The sequence below is a fragment of the Bremerella cremea genome (assembly GCF_003335505.1).
Taxonomy (GTDB): Bacteria; Planctomycetota; Planctomycetia; order Pirellulales; family Pirellulaceae; genus Bremerella; species Bremerella cremea_A.
Window position 1 is genome coordinate 55,702 of sequence record NZ_QPEX01000046.1, and the last position, 18,004, is coordinate 73,705.

Below are 18,004 nucleotides of genomic sequence, written 5' to 3' on the forward strand. Positions count from 1 at the left end.
CGGCTGGGTATTACATGCCCTGCTGGCCAGCAATCTTGGTATGAGATTGCGGAAGTGTTCTTAGAGGCAAATTTTGCCCCTCAAATTCATTGGGTCAGATTATACATCCGAGGCTAGGGCTCGTCAGCCGCTAAAGCGTCCAATCTCCATAAGCCATTTCTCAGAAACACCTTACAACGGCATCTTAATCGTCTAAACTTTGCGGCTGAGGCAAATCATCGAGGGTCGTCAGCCCAAACAGCTGCAAAAAGCGCTCGGTGGTCGTGTAACGTTTGATCCGTTTCTCTTCAGGATCTGGCTGGACTCGCAGCAACCGACGCCGGACCAACTGGGTCAAAATCGGCCCACTTGGCTTGTTCCTCATTTCGTCGACTTCTTCCCGCGTCGCTCCCTGGTTGTAGGCCACCAGCGAAAGCACATCGATCGCAGGCTGCGAGAGCTTTGCTTCGCGCACTTTGCCATAAAATTTCTCGCGCAGCGGACGAAATTCGTTTCGCAGGCTCATGCGGTAGGTGTTGCCGACGGCGCTGATTTCGTAAGGGCAACCTTCCGCTTCGTATTTCCGGTTTAGCTGCGTGACTAGATCTTCGATCTCGTCTGGCTTCACCCCACGCATGACGGAAGCCGCTTTTTCGGCGGTCAGCTTGTCGTTCGAGGCATTCCCAACGAAAAGTAGGGCCTCCAGAATGGTGGTTGGCGAAAGCTCACACGGATCCTCAGCCACCGCCTCGTCGGCGAGACGCGAGATTGCCTCAGCTGTCGATTCCTCCTCGGTCTCCTCCCCCTCGGGCTGTGGCTCTTCCTCTTGAAAGGGAGAGGCCCGACCGGTCAGTGCCTCGGCATAGGTGGCTGACAAGCGGTCGAGGGAAAGTCCCCCATCATCGCCCGCGTCTTCAGCGAACATGGCAGAGAGATCGAATTGCTGTTCATCATCGTCGGTCATAGAGGGCACTATATCGACCGCTGGGCCAGTCGCTCAAGCCGAATGCCAACACTTCGAAACAAACATGGCCACGCAAGCGTGGCCATGAAGAGCAATCGAGTTGTGTATTAACGCCTGTATTTACCAGCGTTTGGCGACTTCCTGCTTCATAAACGCCAGCCCATCTTTGGCGAGTTGCAGCTCGGTATCGAACATCTTCCGCCAAATTTTGGTGGCGGCAGCAATTTCAGGCAGAGCCAAGCCAAACGCTTCCACCACCATCCAGCCGTCGTAGCCCACTTCCTTCAAGGCATCGAAATTCGTATCGAAATCGACGTGCCCGGTGCCTGGCGTGGCACGGTTGTTTTCCGAAATATGCACGTGATGCAGCACGTCCGAGCAATCGCGAATTGCCTGGGCCATGTCCGATTCTTCGATATTGGAATGGAACGTGTCGTACATCACCTTGCAATTGGGATGATTGACTTCCCGCACGAAGCGAGCCGAATCTTTGTGGACGTTCAGCAAGTAGCACTCAAAGCGATTGAGTGCCTCGACACCCAACATTACGTCGACGTTGCCAGCATATTCGGCAACCTGACGCATCGAATCGACACCCCACTTCCATTCGTCCTCCGTCGGACCGGCACCACTGAAATAGCCGATCGCCGAGTGATAAGGCCCGACCAGCGTTTCCGCCCCCAGGGCAGCACAGCAATCGAGCGTTTTCTTGTTCAGCTCGACACCTTTAGCACGCACGGCAGCGTCGGGGCTGATGGGGTTGTCTTCCTCGTTACGGACGGTCACGGCCGTACACTTCAGATCCATGGCCTTGATCTTTTCGCCGTACTTCGTCCATTTGTCGACGTCCAGATTGAACAGCGGAATCTCGACACCGTCAAAGCCTGCGGCCTTCAATTCTTCAATCACCGGCAACAAGCTATCGTCGGGATCGCCAGACCAAAGCAACAAGTTCATGCCAAATTTCATCGACGGGGTCTCCTGGTCAAACTGCAAGCGAGTAGAGGGGTATTTACGTGGGGTGCTCGGTCAGCAAGGCCGCCGAGGAGGCCCGAACTTCAAGGCGAAGCTCTGGCAGAAGCGACCGAAATGAATCCGGCAAAGCTCGTAGTTTGACGCGTTGCATGACCTGATTCAACCGGTAGAGCAGTTTTTCGTCGTCGGGATAGTCTTCTAAGAAACGGACTTCAACGAATCGCTCGATGAACCAATCTAGCCGGTCTGCTGGTCGCCCGGCAATCCGCTCGACCGTCTGTTGCACGCGTTCCCCGTCGACCTCGTTCATGGCTAAATAATAGGCATTTAGCTCTTCCGGATCGTCTTCCATCAGAACTGAATCCAAGAGCAACTCGACCAGGATATGCCCGAGAAAGCTAGGACGCAGGCCGCTATCTTTGCCGAGAAAATCGCGAATCCGCTTGGTGAAATCCCACTGCAAACGGTTAAATTCTTCGGTCTGATGAAACCAATCGTCGTCGGCGTGATGCTGCACAATCCCCGCCGCGATCTGGGCTTCAATGGGGTCGCTAGAGTCGACCAGTGGTGCAGCTTTCTTCGAGCGGCAACGGCATTTGCGATCAACAACATTCAACCAATCAGGCACCGCCGTGCCAGCTAAAAAGTAGGGGCGGTCGAGAAATGGTCTTCCATGGGCAAGGTAATTCATGCTTCTATCTTTGCCTGGAAACGCAAAAGGGAAAGGGCAATTGCTTACCCTTTCCCTGCATTGGTTCGTATCTCGAAATGCGTTTACTTAAACGTCTTTCCAGCACTTCTCGGCGGCACTGGCCAAAACGGCATCACACACTTTGGCTGTTTCCAGGGCACTGCGGAAGGTTGGCTCGCACGGCTTGCCATCTTCCAAACTCTTCAAGAAGTCGGCAACTTGATGCACGAAGCTGTGTTCGTATCCGATGCATAGCCCTGGCACCCACCAATGATCCATGTAGGGGTGATCGCCATCGGTGATATGAATCGTACGCCAACCACGGACTTCGCTTTCGTCGGCGTGATCGAAGTATTCCAGCTTGTTCAAGTCGTGCAAGTCCCAGCGGATCGAGGCGTTTTCACCGTTGATCTCGAAGGTATATAGCGCCTTGTGGCCACGAGCATAGCGGGTCGACTCGAACAGACCGAGCGAACCGTTCTCGAAGTGGCAGAAGAACGTACAAGCGTCGTCGATGGTAACGGCCTGCTTCTCGCCGGTGGCCGTGTGAACACGTTCCTTGATGAACGTTTCGGTCATCGCATTGACGTCTTTGATGCTGCCGTTGAGCCACAAAGCGGTGTCGATGCAGTGAGCCAACAAGTCTCCTGTTACCCCAGAACCAGCGGCAGTGGCATCTAACCGCCACAACCCAGCACCACCTTGCGGCAATTCAGCGCTGATCGTCCAGTCTTGCAGGAAGTTGGCGCGATAATGGAAGATCCGGCCGAGCTTGCCGCTATCGATGATCTTCTTGGCCAGCGAAACGGCCGGTAGACGGCGGTAGTTATACCAGATGGTGTTGGCCACACCGGCATCTTCAACCGCTTTGACCATCTCTTCTCCTTCGGCTGCGGTACGGCCGATAGGCTTTTCGCACAGCACCATCTTGCCGGCCTTGGCGGCGGCGATCGAGATCGGAGCATGCGTGTCATTGGGGGTGCAGATATCGATCGCGTCGATATCGTCGCGGGCAATCATCTTTTCCCAATCGGTCTCGTACGACTCGTAGCCCCACTGTTCGGCGAAGGCCTTGGTCTTTTCTTCGCTCCGACCGCATACCGCCTTTAAAACAGGCTGGTATTCCAGTTCCGGAAAGAAATCGGGAACGCGTTTATAACCGTTGGAATGCGTACGGCCCATGAAGCCATACCCGACTAGACCGACACGAAGTTGTTTCTTTGCCATGGAGGGATTCTCCCAGAGGAAAACGCGAACACATCTCGCGCATGGGGTGATAGTTGAAAGGGCTTGCTGCGAGAAACTAGTTCCAGCCGCACTCGTCGCGGACTTTGATCATCGCATCAAGGATCGTGTTCCAGGTCTCTTGTTTCTCGAGCATTTCATTCGGGAACATGCAGCCATCCCAGCAGATATGCTTGATGCCACGTTCCTGAGCTCCTTCGAGCCAGTACTTGCTGCACTTGACGATATCGAGCTTGCCATTGGGATCGTCGGCTGGGCAGTGGCGGCCCGTCTTATCGTGCGAACCAGTTCCATGCACGCTGCCGTCGTTCTGCGCGACATGGAAGTCGATGGTCCACTTCCGCAACGCATTGGTCATTTCGGTGTAAGCCGCCCAGAACTCTTCTTCGGTGTAGCCTTCCTTCAGCAGTGCGTGCTCAGGTGCGTTGTACCCTAACAGATACAAGTACGTGTGGGCCAAGTCGGCCTGGAAGCCTACCGTTTCTGGCATGCCAACTGCTTCGAGCAATTCGACAATATTCTTCCACGAGTGCATCGCCCCCCAGCAGATTTCTCCTTCCGCAGCCAAACGCTCGCCGTTATCGGCAGCGACCTTGCCGGCTTCTTTGAAGGTTTCGGCAATCTTAGCCGTGTTGCCTGCTGGATCGGCTGACCACGCTTCGACACCGGAAGCGGAATCGATACGGATGACACCATACTTCCGCACGCCATGTTCGTTGAAGATCTTGGCGATACGGCAAGCTTTCTTCACGGCAAGCACGAAGTTGCTGCGTTCTTCGTCGGTCCCCATTGCTGGACCACCGACCGTGCCTGGCCAAATGGGTGCGACCAACGAACCGATAGCCAGATCGTGCGAAGCGACCAAGTCGGCGATTCGCTTCAACTCGTCATCGGAAGCGTCAGGATCGGTATGTGGGTGAAAGAGGAAGTAGTCGATACCGTCAAACTTCACGCCATCCACTTCCGCGCCGGCAGTCAGCTCGAGCATGCGTTCTAAGCTGATCGGCGGATGGTCGGTACCTTCTTCTTTACCGACCAAGCCAGGCCACATCGCGTTATGAAGTTTCGGGGACGAGTTAGGATGCTCACTCATGAGGAGGACTCCGATGGAGGTTTTATGCGGGAAAGGGTGAAAAATCTTCCTCTGGTCGCTCTGTAACCTTGGTGGCCAAATTTCGAAGAAGATTTAGCCACAGAAAGATTCGTTTGCTTCTATCTATTATGAAAGGCGCACCTATTAACATTCGTCGCCGATTGCAGGGGGCCAAGGAGCCGGAACATGGACGGGCAGAGGGGCAGGCTCCTCTTTGCATGTTCATGAGTTAGGAGTAGTCCAGAGGGCGCCCCAAGCCGTATAGGGAATCGCCAGTTTTAACAAGTTTTATTCGCCTGACAAGTAAATGACTCTGATTTCACGCCGTCAGTGCTGGAAAGCAGGGCCTAATCTCCTTATGTTAGCGGATAATTCTCCATTACCACCTAAGCCATCTTTGAGTGACAACAACAAGACGGAGCTGCCGCCATGAGCAATCGCTGGATTCTGAGTGAATACGATGTCGAGTCTGCTTTCCAGCAACCGGCCCCATTTCTCAAAACCCTTAAATCACACGGCTTGGCGGTCACTCATACTCGCTTGATCGGCGGACGTCGCGACGGGGTCGAACTGCTAACCGTTAACAACGGCGATTTCTCCTTTACCACCATCCCAACCCGTGGTATGGGCATTCATCAAGCCAAACACGGAGAAACGCGAATCGGCTGGACCTCGCCCGTTGAAGGCCCGGTTCACCCGCGATTCGTTCCTTTGGCCGAGCCCAGCGGACTGGGTTGGCTGGACGGCATGGACGAGTTAATCGTTCGCTGCGGCTTAGAAAGCAACGGAGCGCCGGAATTCGATGCGGAAACCAACCGCTTGAAGTACCCGCTGCATGGGCGAATTGCCAACCAGCCTACCGAAGACGTGGTCGTGGTCGTCTCAGAAGATGGCGAACTTTGTATCAGTGGGGAAGTGCGAGAAACACGATTCCTCTGTTACAACGTTGCCCTAAAGACCGAAATCCGCACGAAGTCTGGTGAGAACGGTTTTCGAATTCGAGACTCCATCGTTAATCGCTCGGCCCAGGCAACCACGGCCCAGATGCTCTATCACATCAATCTAGGCGCCCCAATCTTGGGCGAGGGAGCCTCGGTGGTTTGTCCTGCCGTTGAAATCTGCCCCCGCAACGACCATGCGGCCAGCGGGATTACCGATTGGTCTACCTATTCCGGTCCGACCGATGGTTACCAGGAACAGGTCTACTTCATGCAGTTTGCTGGAGACGAAAACGGCCAAACATCGGCCTTACTCAAGAACGCCGCTGGCGACCAAGGGGTCTCCGTGCACTTCAACGTCAAGCAACTTCCCTGCTTTAGCCTCTGGAAGTATACGGCAGCCGAGCAAGATGGCTACGTAACCGGCCTTGAACCGGCGACCAATTATCCGAACCCGCGATCTTTTGAAGAGAAACAAGGTCGGGTCGTCCAACTTGCCCCAGGTACCAGTTACGACATCGACCTGGCACTGCGATTCCATCCCGATACGGCCAGCGTTGAAGCGGCTGAAAAAGCAATCGTGGCTCTGACGGAAGGAACCGAAGCCAAAGTTCACCGGATGCCGCAAGCAAGTTGGTGCAGCTAGTCGGTGCATATTAATCGCGACGCGCAAGACCCCGCAGGAAGATTTCGCTACGGGGCTGAGTGACCAAGACTCAGCGCGTCTCCTGCGCGAATCACTTTACCGCACAGTACGCCCCAAAACAAGCATTCGCATGCAGTACGTCGATCTGCTGGAAGCCGACTTCTCGGCAAAGATTGATTTGGTAGGCCAGGCTGCGGGGGGTGTCCTCCTTTTCGATGTAATCAAAAACGGCCTGGCGATAGTCATCGTCGCGCAGCTCTCGTAAATAATCGCCATAACGCTCCCACTGCACGGCGTGAACCGCCGGAATATCGTGTCCGATCAAATCACTCACCAGCAGCATTCCCCCCGGCTGCATGATGCGGTAGATCTTGGCGAATGCCTGCTTCCAATCGTCGTCATCACGTAAGTGATGCAGCACAGCGGCGGCCATTACGATATCGAAATGGGAATCTGGCAGCGTAACGTCGCGAAAATCGCCACAATGCGTTTCGACATGCGTGGCACTACTTTCCCCCAGCCGCTCGGCTGCGCGCGTCAACATGGGCTGACTCAAATCGACTAGTGTGCATGCTAAGTTCGGCTTTCGTTTCAGCAGTTGCAGCGTGTAGTTTCCAGCACCACAACCAATATCAAGCACCGTGGCTGCGTCAGGAAGATGTGTGGCCGCGACCTGAGTAATTAAATCCAAGACGAGCGGCGCGTCTATGGTCGCGGACTGGCCCGTTTCTAGATTGGAAAAACGCTCGACATCGTTATCAAAGCGGGCACGAATTTCCTCGACCGTGGACTTACGGGTTTCACTCACAAATCACCTTTCATGCTAAGATGCAAAAGAACTTACCAGCAGAGACCGAAAAAGCTTGTCTCAGGTTCGCCGCGCGATGCAACCGTTATTGCCCGCATGAAGAGTTTCGCAAAAGGACAAAGCGAAAAGGTGCCAGCATCTTTTCTTCTTTTGACGATTGGGCCAAGCCGATAAAATACAGCAGTCACATCGGAGGACGCCCCCAACGCTCCGCTCCTCTTCCCAACCCCAATCTTACCCTGAGGCACGCGACGGATGGAGAACGTACTCACCGTGATTCTTGCTGGCGGCAAGGGATCACGCTTAGAACCCCTCACACGGGATCGGGCCAAACCAGCTGTTCCTTTTGGCGGCGTCTATCGAATTATCGACTTCGCCTTGTCCAACTGTTTGAACAGTGGATTTCGGCAGGTTCAACTATTAACGCAGTATAAAGCTCAAAGCTTAGACCGACACATCAACGTCGGTTGGCAGCGGTACTTCTGCCGCGAACTGAATGAATTCATCGATGTCGTTCCGCCCCAACAACGCATCGACGAGCAGTGGTACCAAGGAACGGCCGACGCGGTCTATCAAAACATTTACGCGATCGAGAAACACCGTCCCAAGTACGTTGTCATTCTGGCTGGCGACCACATCTATAAGATGAACTACGCCAGTATGCTCGACTTCCACATCGATAATGGGGCCGACCTAACCATCGGTGCCCTCAAAACGACGATCGAGGAAGCCAAAGCATTCGGCGTGATGCAGATCGACCGTCAGCAACAAGTCCTGGGCTTCGAAGAAAAGTCCGCGACACCGAAGACCATCCCTGGCGACGACGAACATTGCTTGGCTTCGATGGGCATCTATGTCTTCAACGCCTCGTTCCTGTTCGAGCAGCTTTGCCAAGACGCGACCAACCGCAAGAGTGCGCACGACTTTGGGCGTAACATCATTCCGTCGATTATCGACACGCATCGCGTTTACGCATTCCCATTCCGGGACGAAAACCGGAAGCAGGACGCCTACTGGCGAGACGTCGGCACCTTGGATGCCTACTACGAAGCGAATATGGACCTGGTCTCGGTCGATCCGATGCTGAACATCTACGACGAGGCTTGGCCGCTACGGACTTATCAGCCCAACGTGCCACCACCGAAGTTCGTATTCGGCGGCGAGAGCGATCCTCATCGTCGTGGGCACGCAATAGACAGTATTGTTTGCGGTGGTTCGATTATCTCTGGGGGAGAAGTCGAGCACAGCATCATCGGCCCACGTGCTCGTATCAACAGCTTCTCGTCGGTTCACGATTCGATTTTGTTCGAAGGAGTGACCGTCGGCCGCCATGCTCAGATCCGTCGGGCGATTATCGACAAAGGGGTCAATATTCCCGCCGATACGCAGATTGGCTACGACCTAGAGCATGACCGCAGCCGAGGCTTCACGATCACCGAATCGGGCTTGGTAGTCATCGCCAAGGAAGATTTGATCGAGCCGATGCGAAGCACTGGCACACCACGCGTGGCCTAGTTGACGATAACCACGAACAGGAAGTTCACCAGAGAAAACGAATTGCCATGGTTCGAATTCCGCGAAACTCTTAAACTGTTTCGCAACGAGAATCACCATCGTCATCTCATGTGAACTTCCATGATTCGTGCCAAGAGTCGCCAAAAAACCGAATTCGGAGACTTCCAAACTCCCTCCGAACTTGCCGACGCCGTCTGCCAACGCCTGCAGACAGACGGCGTCCGGCCCGCTTCGGTCTTGGAACCTACCTGCGGTCAGGGCTTTTTTCTAGAAGCGGCCGCACGCAGCTTTCCTCTCGCGCAGCAGTTGGTTGGTCGCGAATGGAATGCCGATTATGTCGCCTCGGCCAGTTTGCGACTCGATCATGTCCGCGATCGGCTCGACTTAGCGCAAGCCGATTTCTTCCAGGAAGATTGGGCACAAACCATCGCTTCGCTTCCCGGTAAAGTGCTGGTTCTGGGGAACCCGCCGTGGGTTACCAATTCGCAATTGGGTTCGCTGGGCAGTGCCAACTTGCCTGCCAAGAGCAACTTTCAAAACGATCGAGGCATCGCTGCGAAAACCGGGAAAGCGAACTTTGATATTTCGCAGTGGATGATAACCCATCTGCTTGAAGCTCTCTCGGTACGTGGCGGCACGCTGGCCATGCTCTGTAAAACGGCGGTTGCTCGTAAAGTCCTACTGCACGCTTGGCAGTCGTCGCTCCCGCTGGGTAAGTGCAGCCTTCGTGAGATAAACGCTCGCCGCCATTTTGGTGCTGCGGTTGATGCCTGCTTGTTGACGTGCGAGGTCGTTCCTGGCTCATTTTCGCAATCGTGCCAGGTCTTCCCAAGCTTAGAGGCCAGCCAACCGACGACCACGCTTGGGCAATACCAAGGCAACCTTTTGGCTAGTTGTGCCGAGTTTCAACGCCACCAACACTTGCTCGCAGCCGAACCAAGCCGGCGTTGGCGAAGCGGTATCAAACACGATTGCCGCGACGTGATGCAGTTTCGCCCAGAGGGCAGGGGGCTCGTCAACGGACTGGGGGAAACGGTCGAACTGGAACCGGATTACCTGTTTCCTCTTGTCCCCGCTGGGGCGGTCTTTCGAGGTGAAACGAAACAGCCGCAGCAGATGGTCTTGGTTCCACAAACCCATACTGGCGAAGACACGGCCAAGATTGAATCGAGTGCTCCTCGCACGTGGGCCTATTTGCAGCGACATGCGTCACGCCTGGCAGCCCGTAAGAGTTCGATCTATCGCGGGCGGCCACCTTTTTCGATCTTTGGTATCGGCGAATATTCATTCGCCAAATGGAAGGTGGCCATCTCGGCTTTGCATAAGAAGTTGGTGTTTCGGGTACTCGGCCCGCAAGAGGGTCGTCCGGTGATGCTAGACGACACGACCTACTTCCTTTCCTTTCGCACCCGCAAAGAAGCCCAAGCAACCGCCAATCGCCTGAACAGCGACGAAGTCCGCTCGTTTTACGAAGCCTGGATTTTCTGGGATGCCAAACGCCCAATCACCAGCGAGATCTTACAGCGTCTCGCTTACTAGTTGGCTGCCCAGTTGGTTAAGTCATCTGAATGGCCATGGGGGGGAAGCAGAGAATCGGGATACTCAACGAAAGAATGCCCAGCCCATAGCGAAACCATCCGATAGGCACACTATCATCGCTGGTCGGTGGATGCTCTGGCCGCATCAGGAAGATGAGGATAAGCATCACGCTCCAGTTGTATGCCTCTGCCCAGAAGATAAAGATGATCGCGACCACCAAAAACGCCCGCGCGATCCAGTGGGCCTTCTTCCCGAAAAGAGTATAAGTCACATGGCCACCATCTAATTGGCTGACAGGAATCATGTTCAATCCGGTCACCAGAAGCCCCACCCAGCCGGCCATAAAGAAGGGATTGAGCTGGCTTTGATTGATGTACATTCCTCGCTCGTACCCAGGGACTTGCATCCACTGCATCATCCATTTCATCGCAATTGGTAAGTCGAGCTTGAACACACCGGTTCCTGGCGTGGTTAAATCCATTTGCTGAATGCCGTACCAAAGCACCGGCACTGCCACGACCAGCCCTGCCAAAGGCCCTGCTAAACCGATATCAAACAGTTGCTTCCGATTGGCGCGGAGACCATCCATGCCGATCACCGCCCCGAAGGTTCCGATCGGCGAAATGGGGACAGGAATAAAATAAGGCAAGCTGGCCGGCACCCGATAACGTACCGCCATGATGAAGTGCCCCATTTCGTGTGCGAACAAAATCCCCAGCATGGCTGCCATGTAGAGAAAACCGGTTCGCCAATCAGAGGCATAGTGAAGCAAGTCGCGCCGCAATTCAATTTCTGGGGAAGACAACAAGGGATCGTACACCCGCGGCGCACTACCACTTCCCCAAATCAAGACATCGGTGGGGCTCCAGTGCGTCATTCCCACCCAGAATGTCGACAAACAAGTTGCCAAGAATAGAAAAATCGGCAACCAAATGCGACGCTTCGGAGGGGGGGGCATCACCCTGCGCACATGGACATAACGTTCGACCTGAGGAGACAAGTCGACCGAATCTTCGTCTTGCGGATATCGTCGATCACTGCGCACCAAGTCGCCAGGGGAAGAATTGTGCTCGTCGGTGCGCGATTCCATGGGCTCGTTCATATCGGCAAGGTACCAGATTTCCACTAGGCTGCGGAGACCAGAGGACCGCTCTGCCAAGGCGTTTCTGTCCTGCTGTAAGGCTACCGCTAACGAGCAACACGGTCCAGACTTATCCCTCTAACCACCACATACCGTAAATCGCACGTGTCTTAGCAATAGGGACAAACGGCGTCGCAACTATAACAGCTCTATACTTTTCACGGCATTCCCCCCACCGTTAGAAGCCGCCAACGAACACCGCAGGGCCGCCTGAAAGATTTCCTTGGCCGGAAGACTCTTCGGCGGAACGCAGGTACTTGCGACGCCACAGCTTAAAGCCACATCGGCACCTTGCTGCGCGGAACGACGTTGCGCCCAGACGCCCAGCGTATCTAAGGCTTGTCTGGCAATCGAAACCGTTTGATGTCGGTCGTGGTACTCCATAAGCACGGCAATCCTTTTGTCGCCACACGGAATGACCCGCCCAATTCCATCGCTCAAACGATCAATTAGCACGGCAATGACATGCCGCAGAGCCTCCACCTCGTCGATTCCCGCCATCATGACGAAATCCTCGAAGTCGTTGATGCCGAACAAGGCCAGCGAAAAATCGCGCCGCTGATCGCGGCAACGCTGCATGCTGGCTGAAATCTCGACAAGTAGTTCCGCTGTTGGTTCATCCGACTGGCTGGCGGAATCGCTAAGAACAGGTGCCGCTTTCACCTCCTCTTTCAGCGGAGTCATTCCGTTTTGAACCAACTGCTGCATCGAGTCGACCAGGCTCTTTCCTTCGGTCGATTCCACAATACGCTGGCTAACTTGACTTGCTTTCGCCAAAGGAGCCGCTGCACTCTCGGCAACCTGAGACAACTGAACGTACGCCTGGGAAACGACGTCATCGTAGTTCACCCCCTCAGGCAACGAGACCGAAAGCACACTTGCCAACTGATAGAGCTTCTCCTGAATGTCGATCACTAAATTCTCGACGACGTCTGCGCCATACTGCGTGGCTTGAGCTAACTGCTCTAGAAATTTCGGCATCAATTCAAGTCGATGATGGACTAAAACCTCGGCCAGGTTGTGCGCCAAACGCAGCGTCATGGCCTGCCCAGCAAGTCTCTCGAAGGAAACGCCAGAAGAAGGATGACCTTCCCGTATCACTTGAATGAGCGCATCGGGCAAATGCCAACTCTGCAGCAGCCGACACCCCAGAATGCCGTGATCGAATCCGAGCGTCGCCCACTCCATCTCAGCGAGATCAGCTTCTTCTTGAAGCACTTTGGCAGCAAAATTGGCATAAGCGTCCCCCAAGTCCTGCAGTAGAACCAACGCTCCGAGTTCGGAGAGAAGCCCAGCAATAAATACCTCGTCCCCATACTTTTCGCCCAACAGCAAAGCGATCTCACGCGCAGCAACCCCTTTTGTGAGCGAAAATTGCCAGTATTGAGCTAAGACCTCGGCCTCGATTCCTTGCAACATTTCTCTGGGTAAACTGAAGCCCAGCACGAGCATTTTCAGCGGCTTAATCCCCAAAAGAGCCAATGCTTGATTCAGATCGGAAATCTCACCAGCCAGTCCAAATAGAGGGCTGTTGACCACTTTCAGAACTTTGACGGTCATTGCTGGGTCACGCTGAATGCACTCTTTTATCTGGGCAACATTCGCATGTTCGTTGGAAGTTAGCTGAAGAACCTCCATCGCTACCGTCGGCAAGGAATATAATTGTTGCGCACGGGAAATCATCTGCACGATTGGACTATTGCCCTCGGTATCTGCCGATTCTTTCCCAAGTGTCTTCTGGGCACGGCCCTTTGCGGTCGTTTCTACTGCCACGTAGATCGCCTTTTCAAGCAAGAAATGCAAAACTATTGAGTGCCCACTTCGTCTTGAAATATAGAACACGCCACCAGTACATGGCTGGAATATTCCGCTATAAACGAGTGGGTAAAAACAACTAAACGCGGAACAATCGATTTGCCAAAACCCTACTATCAGGGTAGCCTTACTAGTCGCGATTGCCCTACATGATCGCTAACAGTGCTAAAACGCCCCCATTACCTATGCCGCTTTCGCCCCGCAACCCGATCTCTCGTCGCCCACCAGGTTTTACCCTGGTCGAGCTACTCGTGGTGATTGCCATCATTGGGATTCTGATCGGTTTGCTTCTCCCGGCGGTTCAACAGGCACGGGAAGCAGCCCGTCGCATCCAATGCGTGAACCAGCTCAAACAGATCGGCCTGGCGTGGCATAACCATACCGATACCTACAACGCCTTCCCTACGGCTGGGTACGTCGACCGCACGTTCGTTAGCTACGAAAACGGACAGCCAGGAGCCCTCAATAAGCAAGCCGCCGGCTGGGCTTTTCAGCTTCTTCCTTTTCTAGAGGCTGGCAACATCCACCAAGGCCAACCAGGCAGCACCGATCTCGATTCCGCTAAACTGGCGATGAGTACGCCCATCGAAGGTTACTATTGCCCCAGCCGTCGCTCGGCAGAAGCCAATCCGGCCAATGCAACTCCGTGGTGCTTAGGGCCAGATCGCAAACCCTTTAGCGGTATCGAGAAGTTCGCCCGCGCCCAAACCGACTACGCCGGCACCAACCAAGAGGGGACTGGTGTCTTGGCCCGTAATTGGAGCGGAAGCTGCACCAGTGGGTCACCAATGCGTTGCCTCAACCGCTTTGCCAGCGTGACCGATGGCACCAGCAATACCCTGATGGTCGGCGAAAAACGCATGAATCGCTCGATGCTTGGCCAAACCCAAGCTGGCGACAACTACGGCTACACCGCCGGCTGGGACAACACGACCGGTGCCACCCAGGAAACAATCCGTCAAACCACCCTCAATCCGCTGCCTGACACGATGACCGGTGACGGAGAAAACCGCTTCGGCTCGTCTCACTCGAGTGGTTTCAACGGTCTGATGGTCGATGGCAGCGTGCGATTGCTTCCCTACACAATCGACCTGAACGTCTTTCGGCGTCTGGGGAATAAGTCGGATGGAGAAGTGTTACAGATGAATTAGGCTGTTTTCGGCTTCCAACCTATAATTTCTACAAGTCGCGATAGACGAAAGTTGTAACCATAATTCGCTTTTGATCATGCCTGCCCTACTGCTCTCCATTTCCGATGCAGCAGAAGGGCTCATCGAGAAACCTGAGATCGCCAAGTATCTCGATAAGCACGCGAAGCCTAATCGTTAGTCGAACTTCAACGAAATCTGCTTCAATCTTTTCTCTGTCTCTTCCATCAAGGCATCCTCTGCGGCTTCGTCGGCAGCCACGTAGGTTACCGAGAATCGCAGGAACGCTCCGGCATCGTCCCAAGGAACGGTGCAGATCGACTGCTGAGTGATGAGATACTGCGAGGCCTCCTCGGCAGTGGCGAAAGCAGGACCATCTTCGATGCCGGTGGGGCTTTTTGTATACAGGAAGTAAGTCCCGCCAGGCATTTCGCACTGGAAACCGCAGCGTTTGAGCATTTCGACCAACTTCTTCAAGCGGCGTTGGTACTTGGCCTTGGTGTGCTTGGGGATCTCTTCGTTACCCAACGCGGCCGCGGCCGCTTTTTGGATGGCGATGAACTGACCGCTATCGCAGTTATCCTTCACGTCGCTGAACGCTTGGACCAACAGAGGATTGCCGCAGACCCAACCGATTCGCCAGCCAATCATGTCGAAGCCCTTCGACAACGAATGGACTTCCACACCAACATCCTTGGCCCCTGGCACGCTTAAAAAGCTAAGGGGTTCGCCTTCGAAGGTCAGTACCGTATGCGCGGCGTCCTGCACGACAACGATGTTATTTTCCTTAGCGAACTTGACGACTTTCTCGTAGAACTCGCGCGTCGCCACCTTGCCTGTGGGGCTATTGGGATAGTTGATCACCAACAACTTGGCCTTCTCCTTCACCTCGGCAGGAATGCCGTCGAGGTCAGGGAAGAAGTCGTTTTCAGCCAACAGAGGCAACTTGTAAACGTTACCGCCGTAATATGCGGTATGGGTTCCAGCAACCGGGTAACCAGGAACCGTCATCAGCGTGATGTCGCCTGGGTTGATGAAACAGGCCGGCAGCATTGCGAGAGCGGTCTTGGAACCAATGCAATGATTGATCTCGGTGGCCGCATTCAGTTCGACACCGAAGAACCGCTTCATAAAGCCAGCCACGGCCTCTTTAAAGTCCGCAACACCGTTGTCGGCGTAACCACGATTCTCTGGCTTGTTGATTTCTTCGGCCATGACCTGGCGGACGAACTCCGGGGCCATGGCGTCGTTTTCACCGATGCCAAAGTCAACCAGCTTCCGGTCCGGGTAGTCGGCCAAGGCTTTTCGCTTGGCCCGCTTGATCTTCTCGAACTTATAGATTGCGGTTCCCTTACCGTAGTTTTCACCACCAATTCGTTCGGCAAACAGCTGCTGGAAGTAAGGATCGCTCATGGTCTTCGTTCTGAAATTACAAGGGTCAAACGGGCGGCCAGAATTCAAACCTACTAGCCTACCGGCGCACCCAAAAGACAACAACCGGGGCAGGGCGGTTCGCCGGAAGTGGATACTTAGCAAGAACTTCGGCGTCTACAAGCTCTCGTACAAAGCGACGTGCCGGTCGATCATTTGCTGAATACTAAACTGCTGGGCGATCGTCTGCCGAGCGGCTTCCGCAAAACGCTTTCGTAGCGGCTCGTCTTCCAGCAGAAAGTTGGCAAACCGCGAATATTCCGTCCGCTGCCCCAGCCCCACCAAATAGCCGTTCTCGTCATGCTTAACGAGGTCGCGATTGCCTGGAATATCGCTGACAGCCACCGGCAGCCCGGTAGCCATGGCCTCCATGAGCGCGTTCGACTGCCCTTCGTACCCGCTGGCCAGCATGAACAGGGTGGCGTACTTCATCAAATCAGAAACATCGTTTCGCTGGCCAACGATGCGCACCTTGTCGTCAATCGTGACCTGCTCTGCATACCGCACCAGACGTTCCCGTTGTGGGCCATCTCCAACGATTACCAGAAAGGCATCGTCCCGAATTCGCTTCAAGATCTCGGTCGCCCAAATCAGGTCTTTCATCCGTTTCTGTGGCCAGAGCCGGCCAACGCAGAGCATCATCTTGGCGTGCGGAGGCAAGCGAAGTTCTTCCCACAGCTCTTCTTTGCTCCTAGTCGGCGGGCCATCAATCAGGTCGATCCCGTTAGGAATGACAACAAACTTCTGCTTGTCGCGCCCTTTCTCGGTGTAGAAGTCGACAATGCCGCTGCTGTTGACGACGATCTTGTCGGTCTTGCGATCGAGATAGCGATCGATGATATGTTCGTGCGTGATTTTCCAGGGGTCGACACATCGCTCGCCACATAGCACATGAGGCACTTGCGCGGCGAAGGCCGCTTTACGGCCATAGCTGTTGGCGGCGAACAGCCAAGTGTGGACGATATCAGGTTTCACCTGCTGAATGTGTTTTTTCAGTCGCCAGTAGGCAGGCGGATCGACCTTCAGCTTCTTCCCGATTACTGTCACGGGGATCCCAGCCGAGGCGAGCTCTTCTTCGTAGGGACCACCCCGCGTCAAAGCGCAGACGGAAACGTCAAATCGATCGCGCGGCAACCCTTTTGCTAAGAGCGTCAATTGTTTCTCGGCCCCCGACCGATCGAGGGTCGGGATGATGAGCATGAGCTTCTGCATGAATGCTTCCGTGACGCGGCTAGACGATTCGACGGCGTTCTTTTTCCAAGGCGTCCCACAGAAACGCCACAATCTTGGGAGCCATTAGGCTGTAGTAACCAAAACCGTGCCCGCCCCCCTTCGTTTCCAAATCACACGTATGGGGCACGCCCAGCGACTGAAGTTTCATTCGTAATCGATCTGAGCTTTCCCACCAAGAGGAGTCCTCGGGACAGCAGCAAAAGAATTGATTCCTGGGCCAATTCAGGGGATGAATATGCAGCGTGGCGGTCTCTTGCCGGGCTTGTTCGGCGTTGTCGTACATCTGCCACAGATTGTCTTCCGGATCGTCTCGCATCCGGTTTTGATAATCAATCGCCGGGCTCACGGCCGCCACCACTGGGAACGTATCCGGAAATTTATAGGCAAATCGCAACGAGCCTTGCCCCCCCATGCTGGTGCCAAACAGGGCAATCTTAGGCGGCCTTGCTCCGTACTGCCGCTCGATGAAGGGGAGCACGCTTTCCAGCAAATAGTGCTGAGCTGACCGGGTGGGATCGAACTCTGGGCAGATGCGATCAGTCCACCAGCTCCGCTCGGTTACCGGAGCGACGACCGGCAGACCAATCTCTTCCAACGCAGCGACAAACGCGGGGCTATTCCACAGCTTGCCCAGATGAACCCCATGCAAGTAGATCCCCACGTAGCCGTGCTCGTTCCGTTTCTGCGGCTCGAACAACTCGCAGGTATGGCCGTCAACGGTTTCGTTTCGCCAGTTGCCGTGCATGGTGGGTTCGTTCATTGGGGTGCGAACGTGACTTTTAAGGAGATATGCTCTAGGAAACTTCGTTCCTTATGATAACACGCACACTCTCTTTTCGCGTG

The 18,004-nt window shown here is 54.6% G+C and carries 15 protein-coding genes; 4 read left to right on the top strand and 11 right to left on the bottom strand.

Annotation, left to right across the window (positions count from 1 at the left end; translation table 11 throughout):
* Positions 1-184 precede the first annotated feature (184 nt).
* The 5 genes from scpB to DTL42_RS24020 form a co-directional block, all read right to left on the bottom strand.
* Positions 185-943 carry an SMC-Scp complex subunit ScpB gene (gene scpB / locus DTL42_RS24000; RefSeq protein WP_114373077.1) on the bottom strand — a complete coding sequence of 253 codons (759 nt, stop codon included), beginning with the start codon at positions 941-943 and terminating at the stop codon, positions 185-187.
* Between the two features lie 120 nt (positions 944-1,063).
* Positions 1,064-1,912 carry a sugar phosphate isomerase/epimerase family protein gene (locus DTL42_RS24005; protein ID WP_114373079.1) on the bottom strand — a complete coding sequence of 283 codons (849 nt, stop codon included), beginning with the start codon at positions 1,910-1,912 and terminating at the stop codon, positions 1,064-1,066.
* Between the two features lie 43 nt (positions 1,913-1,955).
* Entirely contained in the window at positions 1,956-2,609 is a 654-nt protein-coding gene (locus DTL42_RS24010) for a hypothetical protein (RefSeq protein ID WP_114373081.1), read from the bottom strand.
* 87 nt (positions 2,610-2,696) lie between these two features.
* A complete protein-coding gene (locus DTL42_RS24015; protein WP_114373083.1) occupies positions 2,697-3,836 on the bottom strand; it encodes a Gfo/Idh/MocA family protein in 1,140 nt (379 codons plus the stop codon).
* Between the two features lie 76 nt (positions 3,837-3,912).
* Positions 3,913-4,947 (bottom strand): sugar phosphate isomerase/epimerase family protein, encoded by a 1,035-nt coding sequence (locus DTL42_RS24020; RefSeq protein WP_199590212.1) that lies wholly within the window; start codon positions 4,945-4,947, stop codon positions 3,913-3,915.
* Between the two features lie 429 nt (positions 4,948-5,376).
* On the opposite strand from DTL42_RS24020, the gene DTL42_RS24025 reads away from it, so the two are divergent.
* Complete coding sequence (locus tag DTL42_RS24025) at positions 5,377-6,531, top strand: aldose 1-epimerase family protein (RefSeq protein WP_114373087.1); 1,155 nt, start codon at positions 5,377-5,379, stop codon at positions 6,529-6,531.
* 91 nt (positions 6,532-6,622) lie between these two features.
* Here the strand turns inward: DTL42_RS24025 and DTL42_RS24030 are convergent, their stop codons facing one another.
* A complete protein-coding gene (locus DTL42_RS24030; RefSeq protein WP_114373089.1) occupies positions 6,623-7,339 on the bottom strand; it encodes a class I SAM-dependent methyltransferase in 717 nt (238 codons plus the stop codon).
* 255 nt (positions 7,340-7,594) lie between these two features.
* On the opposite strand from DTL42_RS24030, the gene glgC reads away from it, so the two are divergent.
* Together glgC and DTL42_RS24040 are read left to right on the top strand one after the other, a co-directional pair.
* Positions 7,595-8,854 carry a glucose-1-phosphate adenylyltransferase gene (gene glgC, locus DTL42_RS24035; RefSeq protein WP_114373091.1) on the top strand — a complete coding sequence of 420 codons (1,260 nt, stop codon included), beginning with the start codon at positions 7,595-7,597 and terminating at the stop codon, positions 8,852-8,854.
* A 120-nt stretch (positions 8,855-8,974) separates the two neighbouring features.
* Positions 8,975-10,393 carry an N-6 DNA methylase gene (locus DTL42_RS24040; RefSeq protein ID WP_114373093.1) on the top strand — a complete coding sequence of 473 codons (1,419 nt, stop codon included), beginning with the start codon at positions 8,975-8,977 and terminating at the stop codon, positions 10,391-10,393.
* A 16-nt stretch (positions 10,394-10,409) separates the two neighbouring features.
* Here the strand turns inward: DTL42_RS24040 and DTL42_RS24045 are convergent, their stop codons facing one another.
* Together DTL42_RS24045 and DTL42_RS24050 are read right to left on the bottom strand one after the other, a co-directional pair.
* The gene (locus DTL42_RS24045) at positions 10,410-11,483 is read right to left on the bottom strand and encodes a site-2 protease family protein (protein ID WP_147274424.1); all 1,074 of its coding nucleotides are present in this window, start codon (positions 11,481-11,483) and stop codon (positions 10,410-10,412) included.
* A gap of 189 nt (positions 11,484-11,672) precedes the next feature.
* On the bottom strand, positions 11,673-13,307 hold the full coding sequence (locus tag DTL42_RS24050; protein ID WP_147274425.1) for an HDOD domain-containing protein: 1,635 nt from the start codon (positions 13,305-13,307) through the stop codon (positions 11,673-11,675).
* Between the two features lie 191 nt (positions 13,308-13,498).
* On the opposite strand from DTL42_RS24050, the gene DTL42_RS24055 reads away from it, so the two are divergent.
* Positions 13,499-14,500 carry a DUF1559 domain-containing protein gene (locus DTL42_RS24055; RefSeq protein WP_234824347.1) on the top strand — a complete coding sequence of 334 codons (1,002 nt, stop codon included), beginning with the start codon at positions 13,499-13,501 and terminating at the stop codon, positions 14,498-14,500.
* A gap of 174 nt (positions 14,501-14,674) precedes the next feature.
* On the opposite strand, the gene DTL42_RS24060 is transcribed toward DTL42_RS24055, so the two are convergent.
* From DTL42_RS24060 to DTL42_RS24070, 3 genes are all read right to left on the bottom strand, one after another.
* A complete protein-coding gene (locus DTL42_RS24060; RefSeq protein ID WP_114373101.1) occupies positions 14,675-15,910 on the bottom strand; it encodes an LL-diaminopimelate aminotransferase in 1,236 nt (411 codons plus the stop codon).
* Positions 15,911-16,045: 135 nt separating this feature from the next.
* A complete protein-coding gene (locus DTL42_RS24065) occupies positions 16,046-17,140 on the bottom strand; it encodes a glycosyltransferase (protein ID WP_114373103.1) in 1,095 nt (364 codons plus the stop codon).
* A 19-nt stretch (positions 17,141-17,159) separates the two neighbouring features.
* The gene (locus DTL42_RS24070; protein ID WP_234824348.1) at positions 17,160-17,921 is read right to left on the bottom strand and encodes an alpha/beta hydrolase-fold protein; all 762 of its coding nucleotides are present in this window, start codon (positions 17,919-17,921) and stop codon (positions 17,160-17,162) included.
* Positions 17,922-18,004: the final 83 nt, after the last annotated feature.